Annotated in this window: 14 protein-coding genes; 11 read left to right on the forward strand and 3 right to left on the reverse strand. The window is 71.6% G+C overall.

Annotated elements, in window-relative coordinates:
• Nucleotides 1-291: 291 nt before the first annotated feature.
• Together BIV03_RS06710 and BIV03_RS06715 are read left to right on the forward strand one after the other, a co-directional pair.
• A complete protein-coding gene (locus BIV03_RS06710) occupies nucleotides 292-2,043 on the forward strand; it encodes a hypothetical protein (RefSeq protein ID WP_368086572.1) in 1,752 nt (583 codons plus the stop codon).
• Nucleotides 2,044-2,396: 353 nt separating this feature from the next.
• A complete protein-coding gene (locus BIV03_RS06715) occupies nucleotides 2,397-3,344 on the forward strand; it encodes a hypothetical protein (RefSeq protein ID WP_175475751.1) in 948 nt (315 codons plus the stop codon).
• A gap of 188 nt (nucleotides 3,345-3,532) precedes the next feature.
• Here the strand turns inward: BIV03_RS06715 and BIV03_RS06720 are convergent, their stop codons facing one another.
• Nucleotides 3,533-3,913, reverse strand: a complete 381-nt coding sequence (locus BIV03_RS06720) for an ester cyclase (protein ID WP_071295117.1) — start codon at nucleotides 3,911-3,913, stop codon at nucleotides 3,533-3,535.
• Nucleotides 3,914-4,058: 145 nt separating this feature from the next.
• Between BIV03_RS06720 and BIV03_RS06725 the strand changes: the two genes are divergently transcribed.
• The 4 genes from BIV03_RS06725 to BIV03_RS06740 all read left to right on the forward strand — a co-directional run bounded on the left by BIV03_RS06725 (nucleotide 4,059) and on the right by BIV03_RS06740 (nucleotide 7,545).
• Nucleotides 4,059-4,877 carry an enoyl-CoA hydratase/isomerase family protein gene (locus BIV03_RS06725; protein WP_071295118.1) on the forward strand — a complete coding sequence of 273 codons (819 nt, stop codon included), beginning with the start codon at nucleotides 4,059-4,061 and terminating at the stop codon, nucleotides 4,875-4,877.
• A 153-nt stretch (nucleotides 4,878-5,030) separates the two neighbouring features.
• Nucleotides 5,031-5,486: a MarR family winged helix-turn-helix transcriptional regulator gene (locus BIV03_RS06730; protein WP_254790778.1), complete on the forward strand. Its 456-nt coding sequence runs from the start codon at nucleotides 5,031-5,033 to the stop codon at nucleotides 5,484-5,486.
• A complete protein-coding gene (locus BIV03_RS06735; RefSeq protein ID WP_071295120.1) occupies nucleotides 5,483-6,256 on the forward strand; it encodes an SDR family oxidoreductase in 774 nt (257 codons plus the stop codon). The genes BIV03_RS06730 and BIV03_RS06735 overlap by 4 nt, the downstream gene beginning before the upstream one ends.
• A gap of 11 nt (nucleotides 6,257-6,267) precedes the next feature.
• Complete coding sequence (locus tag BIV03_RS06740; protein WP_071295121.1) at nucleotides 6,268-7,545, forward strand: FAD-binding oxidoreductase; 1,278 nt, start codon at nucleotides 6,268-6,270, stop codon at nucleotides 7,543-7,545.
• Here BIV03_RS06740 and BIV03_RS19490 read toward each other — a convergent pair.
• Nucleotides 7,538-8,368 (reverse strand): helix-turn-helix transcriptional regulator, encoded by an 831-nt coding sequence (locus tag BIV03_RS19490; protein ID WP_175473757.1) that lies wholly within the window; start codon nucleotides 8,366-8,368, stop codon nucleotides 7,538-7,540. The genes BIV03_RS06740 and BIV03_RS19490 overlap by 8 nt on opposite strands.
• Nucleotides 8,369-8,518: 150 nt before the next feature.
• Between BIV03_RS19490 and BIV03_RS06750 the strand changes: the two genes are divergently transcribed.
• Nucleotides 8,519-9,859, forward strand: coding sequence for an MBL fold metallo-hydrolase (locus BIV03_RS06750; RefSeq protein ID WP_071295122.1), 1,341 nt, complete (start codon nucleotides 8,519-8,521; stop codon nucleotides 9,857-9,859).
• Between the two features lie 42 nt (nucleotides 9,860-9,901).
• A complete protein-coding gene (locus BIV03_RS06755; RefSeq protein ID WP_071295123.1) occupies nucleotides 9,902-12,103 on the forward strand; it encodes a helix-turn-helix domain-containing protein in 2,202 nt (733 codons plus the stop codon).
• A gap of 31 nt (nucleotides 12,104-12,134) precedes the next feature.
• On the opposite strand, the gene BIV03_RS19065 is transcribed toward BIV03_RS06755, so the two are convergent.
• Nucleotides 12,135-12,986, reverse strand: coding sequence for a helix-turn-helix domain-containing protein (locus tag BIV03_RS19065; protein ID WP_071295124.1), 852 nt, complete (start codon nucleotides 12,984-12,986; stop codon nucleotides 12,135-12,137).
• A 121-nt stretch (nucleotides 12,987-13,107) separates the two neighbouring features.
• On the opposite strand from BIV03_RS19065, the gene BIV03_RS06765 reads away from it, so the two are divergent.
• Genes BIV03_RS06765 through BIV03_RS19495 form a run of 3 tightly spaced genes read left to right on the forward strand, consistent with a single transcriptional unit; the run spans nucleotide 13,108 to nucleotide 17,450 of the window.
• Nucleotides 13,108-15,315, forward strand: coding sequence for a helix-turn-helix domain-containing protein (locus BIV03_RS06765; protein WP_071295125.1), 2,208 nt, complete (start codon nucleotides 13,108-13,110; stop codon nucleotides 15,313-15,315).
• Nucleotides 15,316-15,375: 60 nt separating this feature from the next.
• Complete coding sequence (locus BIV03_RS06770; RefSeq protein WP_071295126.1) at nucleotides 15,376-16,119, forward strand: ABC transporter ATP-binding protein; 744 nt, start codon at nucleotides 15,376-15,378, stop codon at nucleotides 16,117-16,119.
• A complete protein-coding gene (locus BIV03_RS19495; RefSeq protein ID WP_071295127.1) occupies nucleotides 16,116-17,450 on the forward strand; it encodes a hypothetical protein in 1,335 nt (444 codons plus the stop codon). The genes BIV03_RS06770 and BIV03_RS19495 overlap by 4 nt, the downstream gene beginning before the upstream one ends.
• Nucleotides 17,451-17,454: the final 4 nt, after the last annotated feature.

The following is a 17,454-nucleotide window of genomic DNA, read 5'->3' on the forward strand; positions in this document are numbered from 1 at the left end:
TGAGCAAGCCCGTGACGGACTGGACGCGGCGCGGAAGGCAGCGGACCGTAGCTGGCGTTCCCCGCGGGCAACGATCGGTCGGGCTCTGGGTGAAATCCGTCGAAGTTAGGAGGCTCCGCGCGGATCGATCGCGGCTCCTCGAACAGCCGCCTGGTGCGCCTCCTGGCCCGTGATAGCTCCAGCATCGCCGGACACGGAACCTTCGCGCCGAAACTGAGCAGGGGTTGGGGCACCATGGGCTGGGACTACCGACGAAAGGCACCTATGTCAACGCGATCGATCCGAGAGTTCATGTGGGGATTTCAGCCACACTTCCGTAGCGCGGCGACGAGCTTCGTCAACGAAGCGTTGTTGCGAATCGGTCTTCCTGCGGCGCCGGAGGTGGTTCTGGTCGGCTTCCGCGAGGCGGGTACGGGGCCGAATCCCATCTGCGTTGAGCCGGAGGACGGCGAGTACCCGTCGAGTTTGTTGACCAGCGCAATGGACGAGGCAGAGCGCAAGTTCGAAGCGAGTTCGGAGAGGGACTCATTCACCACGGATCCGCGGTTGGAAGAGAGTCGGGTCCGGCGTAGTCGAGAGAACTTGCGACGTACGGCTATTGAGTCCGCCCTCGCTGACTCTCCCCGTGGGGCAGACCGGTACTTCTTCGCGGGCCGACCTGCGCGGGTTGCTGACTACCGGGTGTACCCGGTGGTGGCAGCCTTGAAGTCCCGTTGGGACTCCGCGCCTGCCCTCCCCGCCGAGATTCCGCCTGCCGATCCGGTTGTTGGCAGCCGTGGGTACTCCCAATCGTTGCAGCACGCGGTCGTCCGAAGGGCGCTCGGCGAGATGACTTTGGCTCTCGGGTTGACGTCGGAACCGGAAGGACTTCGAGATTGGACTCCCGATCTTGTTCCAGAGACTGTCCGAGTTGCGGCCAACGAACTGCTTCGCGGAATAGTTTCCAGCTACGGCAACGTGTACGGAGGGGACCTTTTCAACACTATGAATGCCGTTTCTGCACAGCCATATGAAGGGCGCACCGGCGTGGGAACGCTCTTGCTCGGCAAGCATCAGAGTGGTCATTTGGAGGTCGATATTCACTTCAAGACCGGAGTGCGGTTGGATCAAACGCGAGCACTCCGAAAGGCGCTTGAGATGACAGGACCGAACCTGGCACTCCTTACCGACGGCTCGGTGGCTACGGGGCTCGGGCATACGCGCACGGATCCGGCAGCTGAGGGCGTTTTCGAGATAACCGTCACCGGCCGAGGGCAGTGGGGCTTTGGAACACGCGAGCTCGGGTTGCTTGCCGTGGACAATGGCAACCCCAGCCTCCCCCGTGACCGGATCAGCAAGGAGACTTTCCTCGATGCTGTCGACCGGGTCTTCAAGGGCGTCGGTGATGGCGATGCCCTTTGGGTCCTGACCGAAGCGGCATCGAGACAGCAACACGGCACGATGCTTGTCGTTCGTGTCGATGCAGACGCGGAGGCTGAGCGTCTTGCGCCACAGGCACTCGCGATCACTCCGCGGCGCCTAGATGCTTCGAACCTCGCCAGCCTCACGGCAATCGATGGCGCCATCCTTGTCGCTCCGGATGCGCAGTGCCACGCCGTCGGCGTGATCCTGGACGGACAGGCCACAGCAGGTGTGGGAGACCCGTCACGTGGTGCTCGGTACAACTCCGCACTGCGCTACCACCAGGGTGCGGCCGAAGGGACCACACTCATAGTGATCGTTAGCGAGGACGGAATGATCAACCTCCTCCCTAATCTTCGTAGAAGAGTGAGTCGCAGTGCGGTGGAGTCCGCCGTCCGCGAGCTCGTTGGCGCAGCAGTCGAACCTGTGGTCTTCGAGAAGGCTGCTAAGGCGTCAGCGCGTGTTCGCTCCCTCGCCTTTTACCTCTCGGAAGAGCAGGCCAAGCATGCCAACGCTGCCTTCGAGGCAATTGAGCGAGCGCGGGAGAAGTCGCTACGTCCTGGTGAGACCGGGATCACGCGTGTCGGGTACGACGAACTAGTTCCTGAGCCTGAGATGAACGACGACTACTTTCTCGACTGACCCGACAAACGGAGAATAGCGCCCACTGCCGACTGGACGGGAGCTCCGAGTAACTTGGTTCGAGGCGATTGCGCCGGTGCCGCTTTCATTCGCCCCACGCCGATGCTCGGCGGACTGGACAGATTGCTGATCTCGGCGGAGCGCGAAATGTTATATATCGAGCTGCTGGGGACGATCGCGGTACCGGCGACCCCCAGCGGAGCAGCGGTCGCGCATGGACGCGCATCCGCCGTGCGTGCCATCGGTTCTGTTCGCGCTACCTCTCCGAGCGCAGACGGGGGCACGCGTAGCGAGGTCTTGGCGGACAACGCCTAGAGTCCTGTCGTCGATATGAGACGGGACGGGGTAACCGGATGGTGCATGTAACGACTTGTGTGATCTGTCGAACAGCGCCGGGCATCGGCAAAGGCGAACATGTCTGGCCAGCCTGGTACCTGGGAGACCGCGACGCTGCAGGACCACCCGGCGGCGGCTGGGCGAAGAACGGTGCACCATTGCTCGGCCGCGGCGACCTGCCGCTGAACCTCGCGGAGCGTCAGCGCGTGTTCGTTCCAGCATGCGAGAGCTGCAATAACGAGATGGACCGGCGAGTCGAGAAGCCGGCGAAGGAGGTCATCCGACGCCTGTACCCGAACGCTTGGGGAGGTCCGGCCACACATGATGAGTTGCAAGCCATCGGGGTCTGGTTCGCGAAGATCATGCTCCTTCTCGGCCATGGGGAAGCGCGGTGGACTCATCCGAAGGTTGATGAAAGCGCGATTCGCTTCGACGGAAAGATGCCGAACTTGGAGTGGCTCGCAGATGAGGGCCAAGCTCTTCCCGATGGCTTGTCTATCTGGGTGTTCCGGACGGACGGGTCACCCGGTGAATCGACCTATCGGGTCGTCATCCCGCGCCGCGTCAAGCATGACGGAGGCGAGGCGGACTTCCACTTCCTCCTCCTGGTGGAGAACGGCCTCTGTGTCACGATGCTGTGGCACCCGGGCTGGGATGTCACTCATCCGCTGGAGGAGAGCGGGTCCGCATGGGAGCTTCTCCATGGTGCTCCGCCCGCAGGCGGGGACCTCTCGACGCTCCCTGTCCTGCCATGGAAGACCATCCAGTGGCCCGCCTACGACATGGAACTTCAAGCTGGACAGCACCTTGACGGATCGCTCGCGCCCCTGGCGGACGGGCGGATCCCGGAGCTGCCGATCGATCTAGTGTCGATGATTAGCCGCACGGTGTCGCCGTCAAGGTCCTCGGATGTCCAGGGGGCTGAGCAGCCCGACGCTAGCCTAGGGCTTGCTAGCGAAGACTGATCGAACGGGGCCGATTAGGGCCGCTCCGTAGGTCCGCTCTTGCCTACCGGGGCCGACCGCGGTGTAGCCGGAAGGCGGTTGCCGTGGAACAGAATCCCGATACGCGTGGAACGCACGTCGGTACGGGGATGCGAGAACCGCGCCACCACTGGCATCCGCGAATAAGCCGAACACCTCGCTCGGCTCGATCAGAACATCGTGTTCGCGTTGGCCGCTTGCTCCGGTACCTGCTGCATCACGTCCCAGTGCTCGACGATGCGTCCGTCCTCGAGCCGCCACAAGTCCGCGACGGCCATGCCGCGGTCGCCCGGTGCGAGGTGGAACGCACTGTGGGTGACGACGAGGTCGCCCTCGGCGACGGTCCGCTTGACGTCCACGTGGAGTCCGGGGAACCGTGTGCGCATGGAGTGCACGTAGGCGATGAATGCCTCCGCACCGTCAGGGGCCGAGGGGTTGTGCTGCACGTAGCTCGTGCCGAGGGCGCGCGATGCCGCGGCCTCGGGCTCGCCGTCGTTGAACGACTGCGTGTAGAAGCCCACGACGGTCTCGGTGTTCTCGGCGGTCGACATGGGTGTTCCTCTCCGCGGTGCGCCCTCTGCGTTCCGCTGACCAGATCTTCGCCGGTCGCGCGGCCCGGCAGCCTGCCCCCGACCGGGACACGCTCCCGGGCCGTCGCCTCCGTACGGTCGCTGGCACCAACCGAACGGAGATCCGATGCCCGCTGTGCAGTTCACCCGCGAGTCACCCGAGGTCGGACGCGTGGTCGTCTCCGATCCACCCGTCGGCCTGATGACGGGGGCGACCGTTCACGGCCTGGCCGACGTCGTCGCGGGGCTCGCGGGCGACTCGGACCTCAAGGTGCTCGTCTTCGAGAGCAGCACCGACGACTTCTTCCTCAACCACTTCGACCTCGCGCGGATCGACGACTTCCCCGGAGGTGCGGCCTGGCTCGATCTCGTCGTCGCGCTGTCGGAGGCCCGGTACATCACGATCGCGGTGATCCGTGGGCGCACGCGCGGCGGCGGCAACGAGCTCGCGCTCGCACTGGATCTGCGGTACGCGAGCCGGCAGCGCGCCCGCTTCGGACAGCCCGAGGTCGGCACGGCGGTCGTCCCTGGTGGTGGCGGGACGGAGCGACTACCCCGACAGATCGGACGTGACCGAGCGCTGGAGGTCATCCTGACCAGCGCGGACTACGACGCAGACACCGCCGAGCGCTGGGGGTGGGTGACGCGTGCGCTCGACGACGACCAGCTCGACGAGTACGTGGCCGGCGTCATCGGGCGCCTCGCTTCCTTCGACGGCGACGCGCTCGCGACCGCGAAGGCGATGGTCAACCGTGCCACCCTCCCGCCGAAGGCCGACCTCGAGTCCGCCTACCGCACCTTCGAGGAACGCATGGCGAGCCCGTCGTACCGCGCACGGGCGGCGGCCGGTGCTGCGCGTCTCGATGACGACCAGCTGCTCGCCCTGGAACTCGAACTCGGTGAGTTCATCGGAGCGGCCGCTCGACGTCGGGTCGCCGACGCGTGAGACGGCGGACGGGAGGCGCGGTGCGGGCCCGACCCGCGCCTCCCGTCCGATCTGCGGTCGCGACGGGAATACCTGACGCGTCAGGTAGTTGTAGCCGCTGTGCAACAGCGACTGAGCGAGCGACAACTGGCCACGTGGCAACGGCTCCAGGTGGTGACGGAGCGGCTGCGCCGCCGTGTCGGCGCCGACCTGCGCGACGGAGCCGACCTGTCGGAGGCGGAGTTCACGGTGCTCGCGCACCTGGTCGACATGGGCGGCGACGCCCGGCCGACGACGTGCGCCGCGGCGATCGGCTGGGACTCCAGTCGCCTCGCCCACCAGCTGCGCCGGCTCGAGCGACGAGGACTGGTCGAACGGCGCGGAGGCCTCCGGGACGCGCGCGGATCGTCGATCGTGATCACCGACTCCGGGCGGTCCGCCCACCGGGCCGCCGTCGGGTCGCACCTCCGTGCTGCGGCGACGTGGTTCGGCGACGCGCTCGACGACGCAGCACTGGCAGGGCTCGACGGCGCACTGCGCGCGCTCGAGGAGCACATGCGCCGATTGGACGGCGACGGACCGGACGACGGACGTCCGGAAGCAGACGAACACGAGGAGCACGGACGATGAGCACCATCGACACATGGACGACACCCACTGCGGACCTGACAGGACGGACGGTCGTCGTGGTCGGCGGCAGCGGCGGCGTGGGGGAGGGCGTGGTCCGGTCGATGCTCGCCGCGGGCGCGACCGTGATCGCGACCGGACGGGACGGCGCGCGACTCGCTGCCGTCGCGGCACGGCTCGCGACGGCCGGGCTCCCCGGCACCCTGCACACGAGGGTGCTCGACGCGATGAACCCCGGGCTGGACGACGACGTGACCGCGATGGCGCAGGAGTTCGGGGCGTTCGACGGCGTGGTCGTGTCGCTCGCATCCTGGGGCGACCAGGGCCGGAAGCCGGCGCTGGCGCTCGACGACGACGAGTGGCAGCGCCTGCTGGACGGCAACCTGACGAGTGTCTTCCGGGTCTTCCGGGCGTTCCTGCCGCGGATCACCGGGACCGGAGTGCTCATGCAGTTGAACGGCATGAGCGCGGACATCCCGTTCCCCGGGAGTGCCGGGGTCGCGCTGAGCGCCGCGGCGACGAAGTCCCTCTCCCTGACGCTGGACGCCGAGCTCGGCGGACGCGGTCCACGCGTCGCGCAGCTCGTGCTCGGGGTGGTCCGGACCCGCGCCCGGCAGGCCGCCGGGATCGACGACCCGCGGTGGATCGACGCGACCCAGGTCGGCGACCACGTCGCGCACCTGGTCGCCGGGAGCAGCCCGCTCGCCCGCACCGCCCTGCAGTACTTCACCGATCGAGCCGAGGGCCCGCGTCCCGGGTCCACCGTGCGCTGAACCGAGGAACCATGGACATCGTCCGACCCAGCGACACCGGGTACGCCGCACTGCAGCACGTCTACTCGAGCACCGGCCGACCGGGATCGATCCTGCTCCCGCGCACGACGACCGAGGTCGCCGAGGCGCTCGCGATCGTGCGCGCGTCGGGGCGCCCGTTCGCGGTGCGCAGCGGCGGGCACGGCATCAGCAGCATCGCCACCAACACCGGTGGCGACGTGATCGACCTCCGTGCCCTCGCGTCCGTCGAGCCCCGGGGAGGCCGGTCGGTCCGCGTCGGGCCCGGCGCGCGCTGGGGCGCCGTGGCGTGGGCGCTCGCCCCGCACGGCCTCGCGATCAGCTCCGGCGATTCCGGTGACGTCGGGGTCGGCGGTCTCGCCACGACCGGTGGCATCGGCCTGATGGGCCGTGCGCACGGCCTCACCATCGACCGCCTGCGAGGCGCGGAGATCGTCACGGCGGACGGAACCGCACGGCGCGTCTCCGGCGACGAGGAACCAGACCTGTTCTGGGCGATCCGTGGCGCCGGCGCCAACTTCGGGATCGTCACGGCGTTCGACTTCGAGGCCTCGGAGACCGCCGACGTCGTGCAGACCACCGCGGTGTACCAGCCGATCGACCTCGCCGCGTTCCTGCAAGCCTGGGGCCGGACGGTGGAGACCGCGGCGCGTCGGGTGTCAGCCTTCCTCTACCTGGGGGCGGGGCCGACGCCCTTCGCGCAGGCGACCATCGTGTACGCCGGCGACGACCTGGAAGCGGCGGCCCCGGAGATCGAACGCTTCCTGCGGATCCCGGGCCTGGCCGGGCAGCGGGCCGCCGTGACGCCGTACGCGGCGGTACCGCTGACGAGCGGTGCGCCGCACACCGGGCAGCAGCGTGCTGCCACCCACACCGGGCTGGCCGTGCACCTCGACCAAGACCTGTCCGACCGGATCGCGGTGTTGCTCCGCAGCGCCGGCGTGGACATGGTCCAGATCCGCTCGGTCGGCGGCGCGATCAACGACGTCGACCCGGCGGCGACCGCCTACGCGCACCGGCACCAGAACTTCTCGGTGACTGCGGTGTCGGTCCGGGGCGGCGACGCGTTCCACGACGCGTGGGAGTCCGTGCACCCTCGGATGGACGGCATGTACCTGAGCTTCGAGACCGATCACGCACCGAGCGCCGTGGCCGAGGCGTTCCCGCCGGCGACGCTCGCGCGACTGCGGGACCTCAAGGCCCGGTGGGACCCCGACGACCTGTTCGACCAGAACTTCGACGTGTCGCGGACATCGGCGGAGCTCAGCTGAGGGCGACGGCGCCCGCGATGCGGTCCGCGAGGTCCGCGAGCGCGGCGGCGCTGTCGGATCCCGGCACGGCGTGGTACGCGCAGAGCAGGTACCCCGGTGTGTTCGGGACCACGAACGTCTGGTGGCGGAGCGTGATCTGTCCGTACCCGTCGACCGAGGGCCGGACATCCCCGTCGTAGTACGGGTCGACCTCGTGGCGCTCCCAGAGCCGGCGGAACACCGGGTCCGCCTCGGCGAGCCTCGCCGCGGTCTCGTGGAGCCGGGGGTCGTACGGGTGCCCGTAGAACCGCATGCGGCGTGCGGTCCGGTCGGCGAGCGCCGGCCAGGTCGGCAGCGCTCGGACCTCCGGGAAGGTGAAGACCACCTCGGGGATGCTCCTGCCGACCTCGAGCCCGAGCGGGACCACCCACCGCGCGAGGGCGTTCGAGAGCACGACCTCGTGGCGGGAGTTGATGATGTACGCGGGTGTGTTCGGCCAGGAGTCGAGGATGGCGGACATCGCCTCGATCGAGACCGCGGCCTCGGCCGCCGCCACGTCCAGCGGCTGCACCGTGCTGAGCCGCAGCAGGTGCTGGACGCCGGCATCGTCGAGCCGCAGTGCCCGGGCCAACGCGTGGAGGACCTGTTCGGACGGTGCGCGGTCGCGACCCTGCTCCAGCCGCAGGTAGTACTCCTGGCTGATCCCCGCGAGCCCGGCGACCTCGTCGCGACGGAGCCCCGGGACCCGGCGGCGCGTGTGCGACCGTACGTCGACGTCCTCGGGGCGGGTCGCCGCTCGACGCGCTCGGAGGTAGTCGCCGAGCGGTGTCCCTGTCGCGATCACGACCCGTCCTCCCTCCCTGCCGGCGCGTCCGGCGCCGTGGTTCCTCCATCCTGGCGCAGTCCCGGTCCCGGGATGCGCCAGGTGTCCCCGACGGGGACACCCTCGCGCCTGCTCGGACCCGTACCGTCGGCGCAGTGCGAAGGGAGTGCCGTGCACGATCCACCGGTCCGCCGGGCGCACGTCACCGTCGCCGCCCGTTTCGACTGCTCGCCGAGCGCGACGTGGTCCCGCTTCGTCGACTTCGCCGACGGGCACGTCGGTCCCGACGGTGCGACCGAGCTCCTCGCGCCCGGTACGAGTCGCTGGATCCGGCGGCTCCCTGGCGACCTGGGCGTCGTCGAGGAGCGTTCCCGCACCGAGGACGGCGTCGTCGCCTATCGCGCTCGCGTCCCCGGCGGTTCGGCAGTCGACGACGTGGACGGCGTCGTCCGCGTGTCCCAGGAGGCAGAGGGGAGCCTCGTCACGTGGACGACCGAGGCGGTCACCGCCCCGTCCGCGTCCGAGCGCGAGCGCGTCCGGCAGTGGCTGGCGGATCGGCTCCGGACCGCGGGGGGCACGGTCCTCGCCCCCCTCACCATGGACGTGTGGCTCGGCGGCTACCGGGACGTCGCCCGCACCGGTCTCGACGGCACGGGCACCGCGACGTGGTCGCCCACGACGGCGACCCTGGTCTCCGGCGAACACGACGCCGTCCTCGTCGACGCCCTGATGACGGCGGACGAGGCCGACGCCCTGGTCGAGTGGATCCGAGGCAGCGGGAAACGGCTCCGGACCGTCGTGGTCACCCAGGGCCAGGCAGACCACTTCTTCGGCCTCGGTCGCGTCCTGCGGGCGTTCCCCGACGCGGTCGCGACGGCCGTCGCCGACGTCGCCACGCGTGCGCTCGACCAGACGGCGCCCGCGCACCGTTCCCGGTGGGAGTCGTTGTTCCCCGGACGGCTCCCCGGATCCCTCACCGCTCCGACCCCCGACCCGGCCGGGGTCGTCGACCTCGAGGGCCATGCACTGCAGCTGTTCGACGTGGGACGGATCGGCGACCGGCCGACGAGCCTGGTGTCGGTCCGGCACCTCGACGCGGTGATCGGCGGCGACCTCGTCTACAACCGCGTGCACCCGTGGCTCGTCGGCACGGACGCGGATTCCCGACGGAGCTGGGCACGGGCACTCGACCTCGTCGAGGCGCTGCGTCCGGCATGGGTGATCGCGAGTCACCGGCACCCGGCTTCCCGTTCCGACGCCGCTCGACCGCAGGTCGCCGCGCTCCGCAGGTACCTCGGCGACGTCGAGACGGTGCTCGCGGACCACGGTGATGCCGGTGGGTTCGTCGGTGAGATGCTCCGGCGGTGGCCGCGGTTCGGCAACCGATCGACGTTGGAGGCCTCCGCGGTGGCCCTGTACACGATGGGCCCCCCGCCATCGGAGGCCGAGTTGCCGGACCTGCTCCCGCGTCGTCCGCAGGACGAGGCGGACGAGCCGACGGACCTCGTCTGAGACGCGACTCAGGTTACGCTGTCCCCGACCGGGAGGAGCGTCGTGGGCGACACGGACCTCGCAGCGCGGCTCCGGACACTCCGGCTCGCAGCCGGCATGACGCTCGAGACTCTCGCGGAACGATCGGGCGTGAGCGTCCGGGGCATCAGCGACATCGAGCGCGGCCGCAGTCGCCACCCGCAGCCCCGCACGATCGAGGCGCTGGTCTCCGGACTCGGGCTCGACGACGCGGCACGTCGATGGCTCCGGGCGCCGCTGGTGGGCGCGGGGCCGGACACCGGACGCACCGATTTCCGCCCGCCACGCGTGGCGGACTTCACCGGGCGCTCGGGTGAACTCGACCGGCTCGTCGCGGACCTCGACCGGCCGTCGGGCCCGCCGGTCGTCGTCGTCTCCGGGCCACCCGGCATCGGGAAGACCGCGCTCGTGACGGAGGCGATCGGACGAGCGTCCGCCGCCGAGCGCCGCGTGTTCGTGGACCTCGCCGGACACGGCCGACCGGCGACGACCGCGTTGGAGGTGCTCCAACGCGTCCTCCGACAGTGCGACCCGGACGATCCGCCCGGCACGTTGGCGGCAGCGAGGGCGCGGTGGTCGGAGCTGTGCTCGGCCGAACGGGTGCTGGTGCACCTCGACAACGTCTCAGGCGAGGACCAGGTCCGACCCGTGCTCGTCGAAGGACGGTCGACCGTCGTCGCGACCTCGCGTCGGACGCTCGCGGGTCTCGACGCGGACCGGATCGTCCTCGACGTGCTCGGACCGGAGGACGGTCGTCGCCTGCTCGAACGCATCGTGCCGGCCGAGCAGCGCGATCCTGCTGCGGTCGACGAGCTCATCGCGCTGTGCGACGGATTCCCCCTCGCGCTCCGCGTCGCCGCCAACCGCATCGCGAGCCGTCCGGCCACGAGCGTGGCGGACCTCGTCGCCCGCATGCGGTCGACCGATCGCCGACTCACGCTGCTCGTGGCCGGCGATGTCTCGGTCGCGGCGGCGATCGCGGTTTCCTACGACGACCTCGACCCGGCGACGGCCGCCGTGTTCCGGGCGACCGCGGCACTCGACGGCGTCACGTTCGGCGCCGACGTCGTCGCGGCGGCGGTCGGCGCGAGCCCAGACGAGACCGAGGCCCGACTCGAGGGACTGGTCGACCTCGGCCTGGTCGAACCCCGGGGCACGCGGTACCGCGTGCACGACATCATCCGGCTGTTCGCGCTCGAGCGGCTCCGCGAAGACGCCCGGACCGAGGCAGCTGCACGCGAGCGGCTCACCCGGTGGTTGCTCGACCGGCTCCTCGCGGCCGGGTCCGCGTTCGTGGTGCCCGGCCGTGCCCCCGTCGCACAACCGGACGCCGATCAGGACGTCGCCCGCGACTGGATCATCGGAGAGGTCGACCACTGGTGGCCGGCCTTCCGTCGGGCCGCCGCGCTCGGGTGGCACGAGATCGTGGTCGCACTCACGACCGTGCTGCAGTGGTTCGGGAACCTCTGGCCGGACTGGGGACGGTGGTACGAGCTCGACCTCGTGGCACAGCGAGCAGCGGACGAGCTCGCGGACGACGCCGCGCGTTCACGAGTGGCGGGACATCTCGCCTGGGCCGCGCACGTCGAACGAGCCGACCACGGACTGGCCACGCAGCACGCGGACGAGGCGCTCGCCGCGGCGGAACGTACCGGTGCCGTCGATCTGATCGCATGGGGGCACTACCACGTCGCCTGGAGCGCACTCGACCGCGGGGATCCGGTCACCGCCGAAGTACACGCACTCGCTGCGGTCGCGGGGTTCGAGAGCGAGGACGACCCGGTCTTCCTGCACCAGGCGCGGGGCATGTTGGGCCTCGCCCTGCAGGCACAGGGTCGGTACGACGAAGCGGTCGCCGCGCTCCGAGCGGCGGTCGACGGCATCGTGGAGGGGCTCGACCCCGTCGACGAACGCGTTCGGTACGCGCAGGCGCTGGCCCGCGCGGCGCTCGCCACCACGCTCCTCGAGTCCGGTGCGCCGAGCGAAGCGCTCGACGTCCTCGACGCCGGGCTCCGGACGCTGCCGGACGACACCGGGACGTCCATCGGGCTGCTGCTCCGTTCGCGGGCGGCGGTGCTGGTGGAGCTCGGACGACCCACCGAGGCGCTGGCCGACGTGGACCGCGCGCTCCGCGCCTTGCCGGCACGCGTTCGTCCCGCCCGCCTGGACGCCCTGCAACGGGAGTTGGCGGCGCTCCGCGACTCGCTCACCGGCCCGAGCGGCTGAGGGCCCGCGGGACGAGGGCGTCGCCCGGCGGTCAGACCTCGACGGCGCGTCGTCCAGGAGCGGTCGTGACCTCGTCTCGCAGCGCCGCCAGCGCCCGCGCACCGTCCGTGCCGTCCGCCGCGTGGAAGGCGGTGAGCACGTACCGCTGCGGGCCCGGGACCTCGAGCGTCTGGCACGTGAGGGTCACCCGGCCGTGGCCGTGCACGTCCTGGTCGATCGAGCCGTTGAGGTACGGGCGGGCGTCGTGCCGTGCCCAGAGCCGCCGGAAATCCGGGTCCCGGACGGACAGGGTGCCGATGATCTCCTGCAGCCGCCGATCGCGGGGATCGCTCCCGTACCGCAGCGTCGCCGCGGTCCGGGCGGCGGCCTCCGGCCAGTCCTCCATCACCGCGCGGCCGAACGGCGAGAACACCGCCAGCGGCAGGTTCACCCCGGGTGTCAGCCCGCCGCCCGTCATCGCCCGTGCCAGCGGGTTCACGACCAGGACGTCCTGGTTGCCGTCCATGATGTACGCCGGCGTCCCGGTCCACTGGTCGAGGAGGCCGCTCAGCGTGTCCATGACGCGAGCCGGCGTCGTGTGGTCGTCGGAACGAGCCTCGCCGGTCTGGATCCGGACGAGGCGGTCCATGTGGTCCACCGCGTCCTGGTCCAGGCGGAGCGCACGGCCGAGGGCGTGCAGCACCTGGTCCGACGGTTGGCGGTCGCGGCCCTGCTCGAGTCGGAGGTAGTACTCCTGACTGATCCCGGCGCGGCGGGCCACCTCGTCCCGTCGCAGCCCGACGACCCGCCTCGGCGTCGACGACACGATGCCGACGTCCTGCGGCTGCACGAGTGCTCGTCGTGCGCGGAGGTACTCACCCAGAGGCGTGATCGCAGTCGGCATGGCATCGCTCCCGCTCGTCCTCGCTGCACCGTCGTGAACGGTGCTGCATGATGTCGGGTACCAGCCCACCAGGCACCCGGCGTCGGCACCATGCAGAACGCAGGCAGGAATCGAGGAGCACGTGCAGGAACGACCCGACGGCGAGCTCCTCCGGCGGCTGCGCACCACGGCGGGCCGGACGCTGGCCGACCTCGCCGACGCCGCCCACGTCGGCGTGCGGACCCTCAGCGACATCGAGCGAGGGGTCGCGCGGCGCCCGCAGCGCGCGACGATCGAGGCGATCGCGGCGGCACTCGGCGTGACGTCGGCAGAACGGGACGCGCTGCTGTCGATCGGTCGGGCCCGTCCGTCGACGCCGGCGAGCGCCCCGGACCTCGTCGGCGACTTCACCGGACGCGACCGCGAACTCGGCAGGGTGCTCGACCGCCTCCGGGGCGCACACACGGGAGCGGTGATCGTGTCCGGCGGCCCCGGTGTCGGCAAGAGCACCTTCGCTGCCGAGGCGCTCCGCGTCCGCGGTGTCCCGTGGATCCACGTCGACCTCGGTGGGCAGACAGCCGCCCCGCTGTCGGCGCTCGACGTCCTCCGCCGTCTCGTCTCCCTCGCCACCGACGGCACGGAAGAGGCACCGGCGGTCTTCGACGCGGCGGCAGCACGGTGGCGCGAACTCAGCGCCGACCACCGGCACGCGGTCCTGCTCGACGATGCCGGCAGCGAGGCGCAGGTGCGTCCGGTGGTCGACGCGGCGGGACCGGGGGTGCCGGTGGTCGTGACGAGCCGGAGTCCGCTGGCCGGACTCGACGCCGGACTCCGCCTCCAGGTCGAGCCGATGCCGCTCGCCGATGGCCTCGCGTTGCTCGAGCGGATCGTGCCCGACGCGGCGAGCGAGCCGGCCCTGGCGGCGGTGGCCGAGCACTGCGCGGGGATCCCGCTGGCGCTGCGGATCGCCGGGAGCCGCATCGCGGCACGGACGGACGACGTCGACGGCTTCCTCGGTGCCATGCGCGCCGAGGAGCAACGGCTCGGCGCCCTCCGGCACGGTGACCGCTCGGTCGAGGCCGCGTTCGCCGTCTCCTACGAGCGGCTCCCGTCCGTCACGGCGCAGGTGTTCCGCTCGCTCGCGGTGATCGACGGGACGAGCTTCGATGCACGGACCGGCGGCGCTCCCCTCGGACTCGACGACGTGACCGCCGAGGACGCCCTCGAGGAGTTGGTGGACCTCGGTCTCGTCGAGCCACGCGGTGGGAACCGGTACCACGTGCATGACCTGCTCCGGGCGTTCGGCGCCGATCGGATCGACGCCGAGGACGGTCCCGGCGCGTCCCGTGCGCTGCGGGAGCGACTGCACCGGTCGGTCCTCTCGTCCCTCGATCGAGCGGCACGGCGGTTCGCTCCCGAGTCCGCCCGCCGTGACCAGGCCGATCCGGAGTTCGCCGACCCGGCAGCGGCGAAGCGGTGGATCACCGGTGAGGTCGACCACTGGTGGGCGGCGTTCCGCGCCGCGGTGTCGGACGGGCTGCACGGCGACGTGATCCGGACCGCGGCCGGTCTCGAGTGGTTCTCCAACCTGTGGCCGGCATGGGGGCACTGGTACGAGCTGTTCGGCGACGCGGTCGACGCCGCGCACGCGGCCGACGACCGAGCGTCGGCAGCGCGGCTCCTCGGTCTGCAGACGTGGGCTGCCCTCATGGAGCGCGGCGACCGGACCGGTGCGCTCGAGCTCGCCACGAGGGGTCTGGCGGACGCCCGTGCGGCAGACGACGACGCCGTGTCCGCGAGCGCCGAGTACCACGTTGCGTGGGCACACCTGGCGCTCCGACAGCCGGAGCTCGCGCTGCCGCACATCGACGCCGCGATCGACGGGAACACGAGGACCGGGGACGACGCCGCGCTCGTCCAGTGTCGCTCGATGGCGGGCGCAGCACTCCACCTGCTCGGCCGGCACGCCGAGGCGATCGCGTCCTTCCGAGCGGTCCTCCGCGACCTCGAGCGGGTCGGGGAGGGCGACCCAGGGGCGGTGTTCACCCGGGTGGTCGCGCTGGAGGAGATCGCGAAGTCGGCCAACGCGCTGGGGCGATGGGACGACGCCCGGGACGCGGCGGACGCGGGGTTCGGTGCGGCGTCGGCGCTGTCGTGGGACACGGGTGCTGCTCGCGCGCTCCGACAGCGTGCCGAGGCGCTGCTCGGTTCCGGGGAGGCCGATGGAGCCCGACGCGACGCCGAGCGGGGGATCGCCCTGGTCGACGCCGATCGGGCGGACGCCCAGGCGGGTGCGGTGCTCGGCGAGCTCCGCGCGCTGCTCGAGCGGATCGACGGCCGCGCGCCCTGAGCGGAGCCTGTCCCCGGCAGAGACAGGCGCACGGCCTTCCTCGCTGGCTAGCCTGCGACGGTGCAGCGAGACCCTGATGACCGACCCATCGTGCGCGCCCGCGACGTCGAGCACGCCTATCCCGGTCGCGCGGCCGAGCCGGTCCTGCGCGGGGTGTCGCTCGACGTCCAGCGCGGCGAGATGCTGGCGGTCGTCGGCCCGAGCGGCTCCGGCAAGAGCACGCTGCTCGCGTGCCTGTCGGGTCTGGGACGCCCGCTCCGGGGCACCGTGGAGATCGACGGCACCGACATCGGCCCGCTCTCGCGGCAGCGGTCGGCCCGGTTCCGACGCGGTCGGGTCGGCTTCGTCTTCCAGTCGTACAACCTGCTCCCGGCACTCACCGCCCGGGAGAACGTGGCGCTGCCGGCACGCCTGGCGAAACGCCCCGCTGATCGCCGGACGGTCGACGCCGCCCTGGACGCCGTCGGCATGCTCGACTCCGCACACCGGTACCCGGATTCGATGTCCGGCGGACAGCAGCAGCGCGTGGCGATCGCCCGGACGCTCGTCGCACGGCCGCAGGTGGTGTTCGCCGACGAACCGACCGGGGCGCTCGACACGGTGGCCGGCGGCGCGGTGCTCGACCTGCTGCGGCACACCGCCTCGGGGCAGCGTTCGGTCGTCATGGTGACGCACGACCTCGCGGCCGCGGCGCGGGCCGACCGCGCGATCGTCCTGCGGGACGGCGTCGTCCACGCGGAGCTGGTCGCACCGGACGTCGACGCGCTCTTCGACTCGATCGAGCGTGCGTCGGTACGCGCATGATCCTCGTCCGACTGGCGGCAGCCGATCTCCGCACGTCGTGGCGCGTCTGGGCCGGCCTGTGCGCGGTGTCCGCGGTCGCCGCACTGGCCGGCAGCGTCCCCGGTGTGCTCGTGGTCGGCGGCCTGCGGACACCCGGGGTCCGGGGGCTGGCGCTGCTGTCCATCGCGGGCACGACCGCCGCGTTCGGGCTCATCGCGATCCTCGTGGTGGTGTCCGCCGTGGTGCGGCTCACCGCGGGGCTCCTGGAGCGGACGTACGCCCTCTGGCAGCTGGCCGGCGTCACTCCTCGAGGGGTCCGTGTGACGGTGCTCGTCCAGACCGCACTCGTCGCCGTGCTCGGCGCCGTGGTCGGAGCGGCCGCGGCTGGCGTCGTCGTCCCGGCCGCCGTCGACGCCGCCCTGGCCGGAGCCTCCGGACTCGACGGGGTCCGGGTGGCCGCTTCCTGGGCCGAGGCCGTCGTCGTCGTCGGGCTGACGGTCACCGCCGCGGTCGTCGCCGGGCTCTCGGGGAGCCGCCGCGCCGCCACGACCCCGACGCTGCTCGGTGTCGGACCGGGTGTGCGCGGACGTCGACCGCCGATCCTCCGTGCCACGGTCGCGGCACTGCTGACGGCGCTCGCGGCGAGCATGCTCGCCGGACTCCCGGCGTCCGTACCGGACGGCGCGGCGTCGGCACTCCTCATCGGTCCGGTGCTGGTCGCGGTGGTCGCCGTCCTCGGCAGGTCGGTCGGTGCACCCGTCGTCCGGCTCTGGACGGCGGCGGTGCCGGCGAGCGCGTCGGTGTCCTTCGCTCTCGCGCGCGCAGCTGTCCGGCGGGCTGCGGCTCGGAGCGACACGACGCTCGCGGCGCTCCTGGTGGCCGTGGCCCTGCCGACGGCGCTCGTCGGGGGTCAGCGGACGGCGGCGACAGCGATCGGAGACAACACGACCGGGAGCGGCTCAGCGGTGACGACCGTCCTCGTCCTCAGCGGCCCGGTCCTGCTCGCCGCCGTCGGGGCCGCGGCGACGGCGGCGATGGCGGCTCGGGACCGCGCGCAGGAGCGCGAGCAGCTCCTGGCCGTCGGCGCGACCCCGGCCCTGCCGGTGGCCGTCGCGGCACTCGAGGGTGTCGTCCTCGGGGTGAGCGGCACGCTCATCGCCGCGGCCACCGTGGGCGTCTCCGTCATCGCGGAGTGGGCGGTGCTCGTCGGGCGGTACCCGTCGACCAGGCCGATCGTCCCCTTCGCGGTCCTGGTGGCGATCGGCGCGCTGTGCACGGCTCTCGTCCTGCTGTCGTCCCTCCTGCCGGCCGTGCCGGGGCGGACACGGAGGAGGACCTCGCCGGGCGACTGACGGC

Source organism: Curtobacterium sp. MCBA15_016, assembly GCF_001865105.1.
GTDB lineage: Bacteria > Actinomycetota > Actinomycetes > Actinomycetales > Microbacteriaceae > Curtobacterium.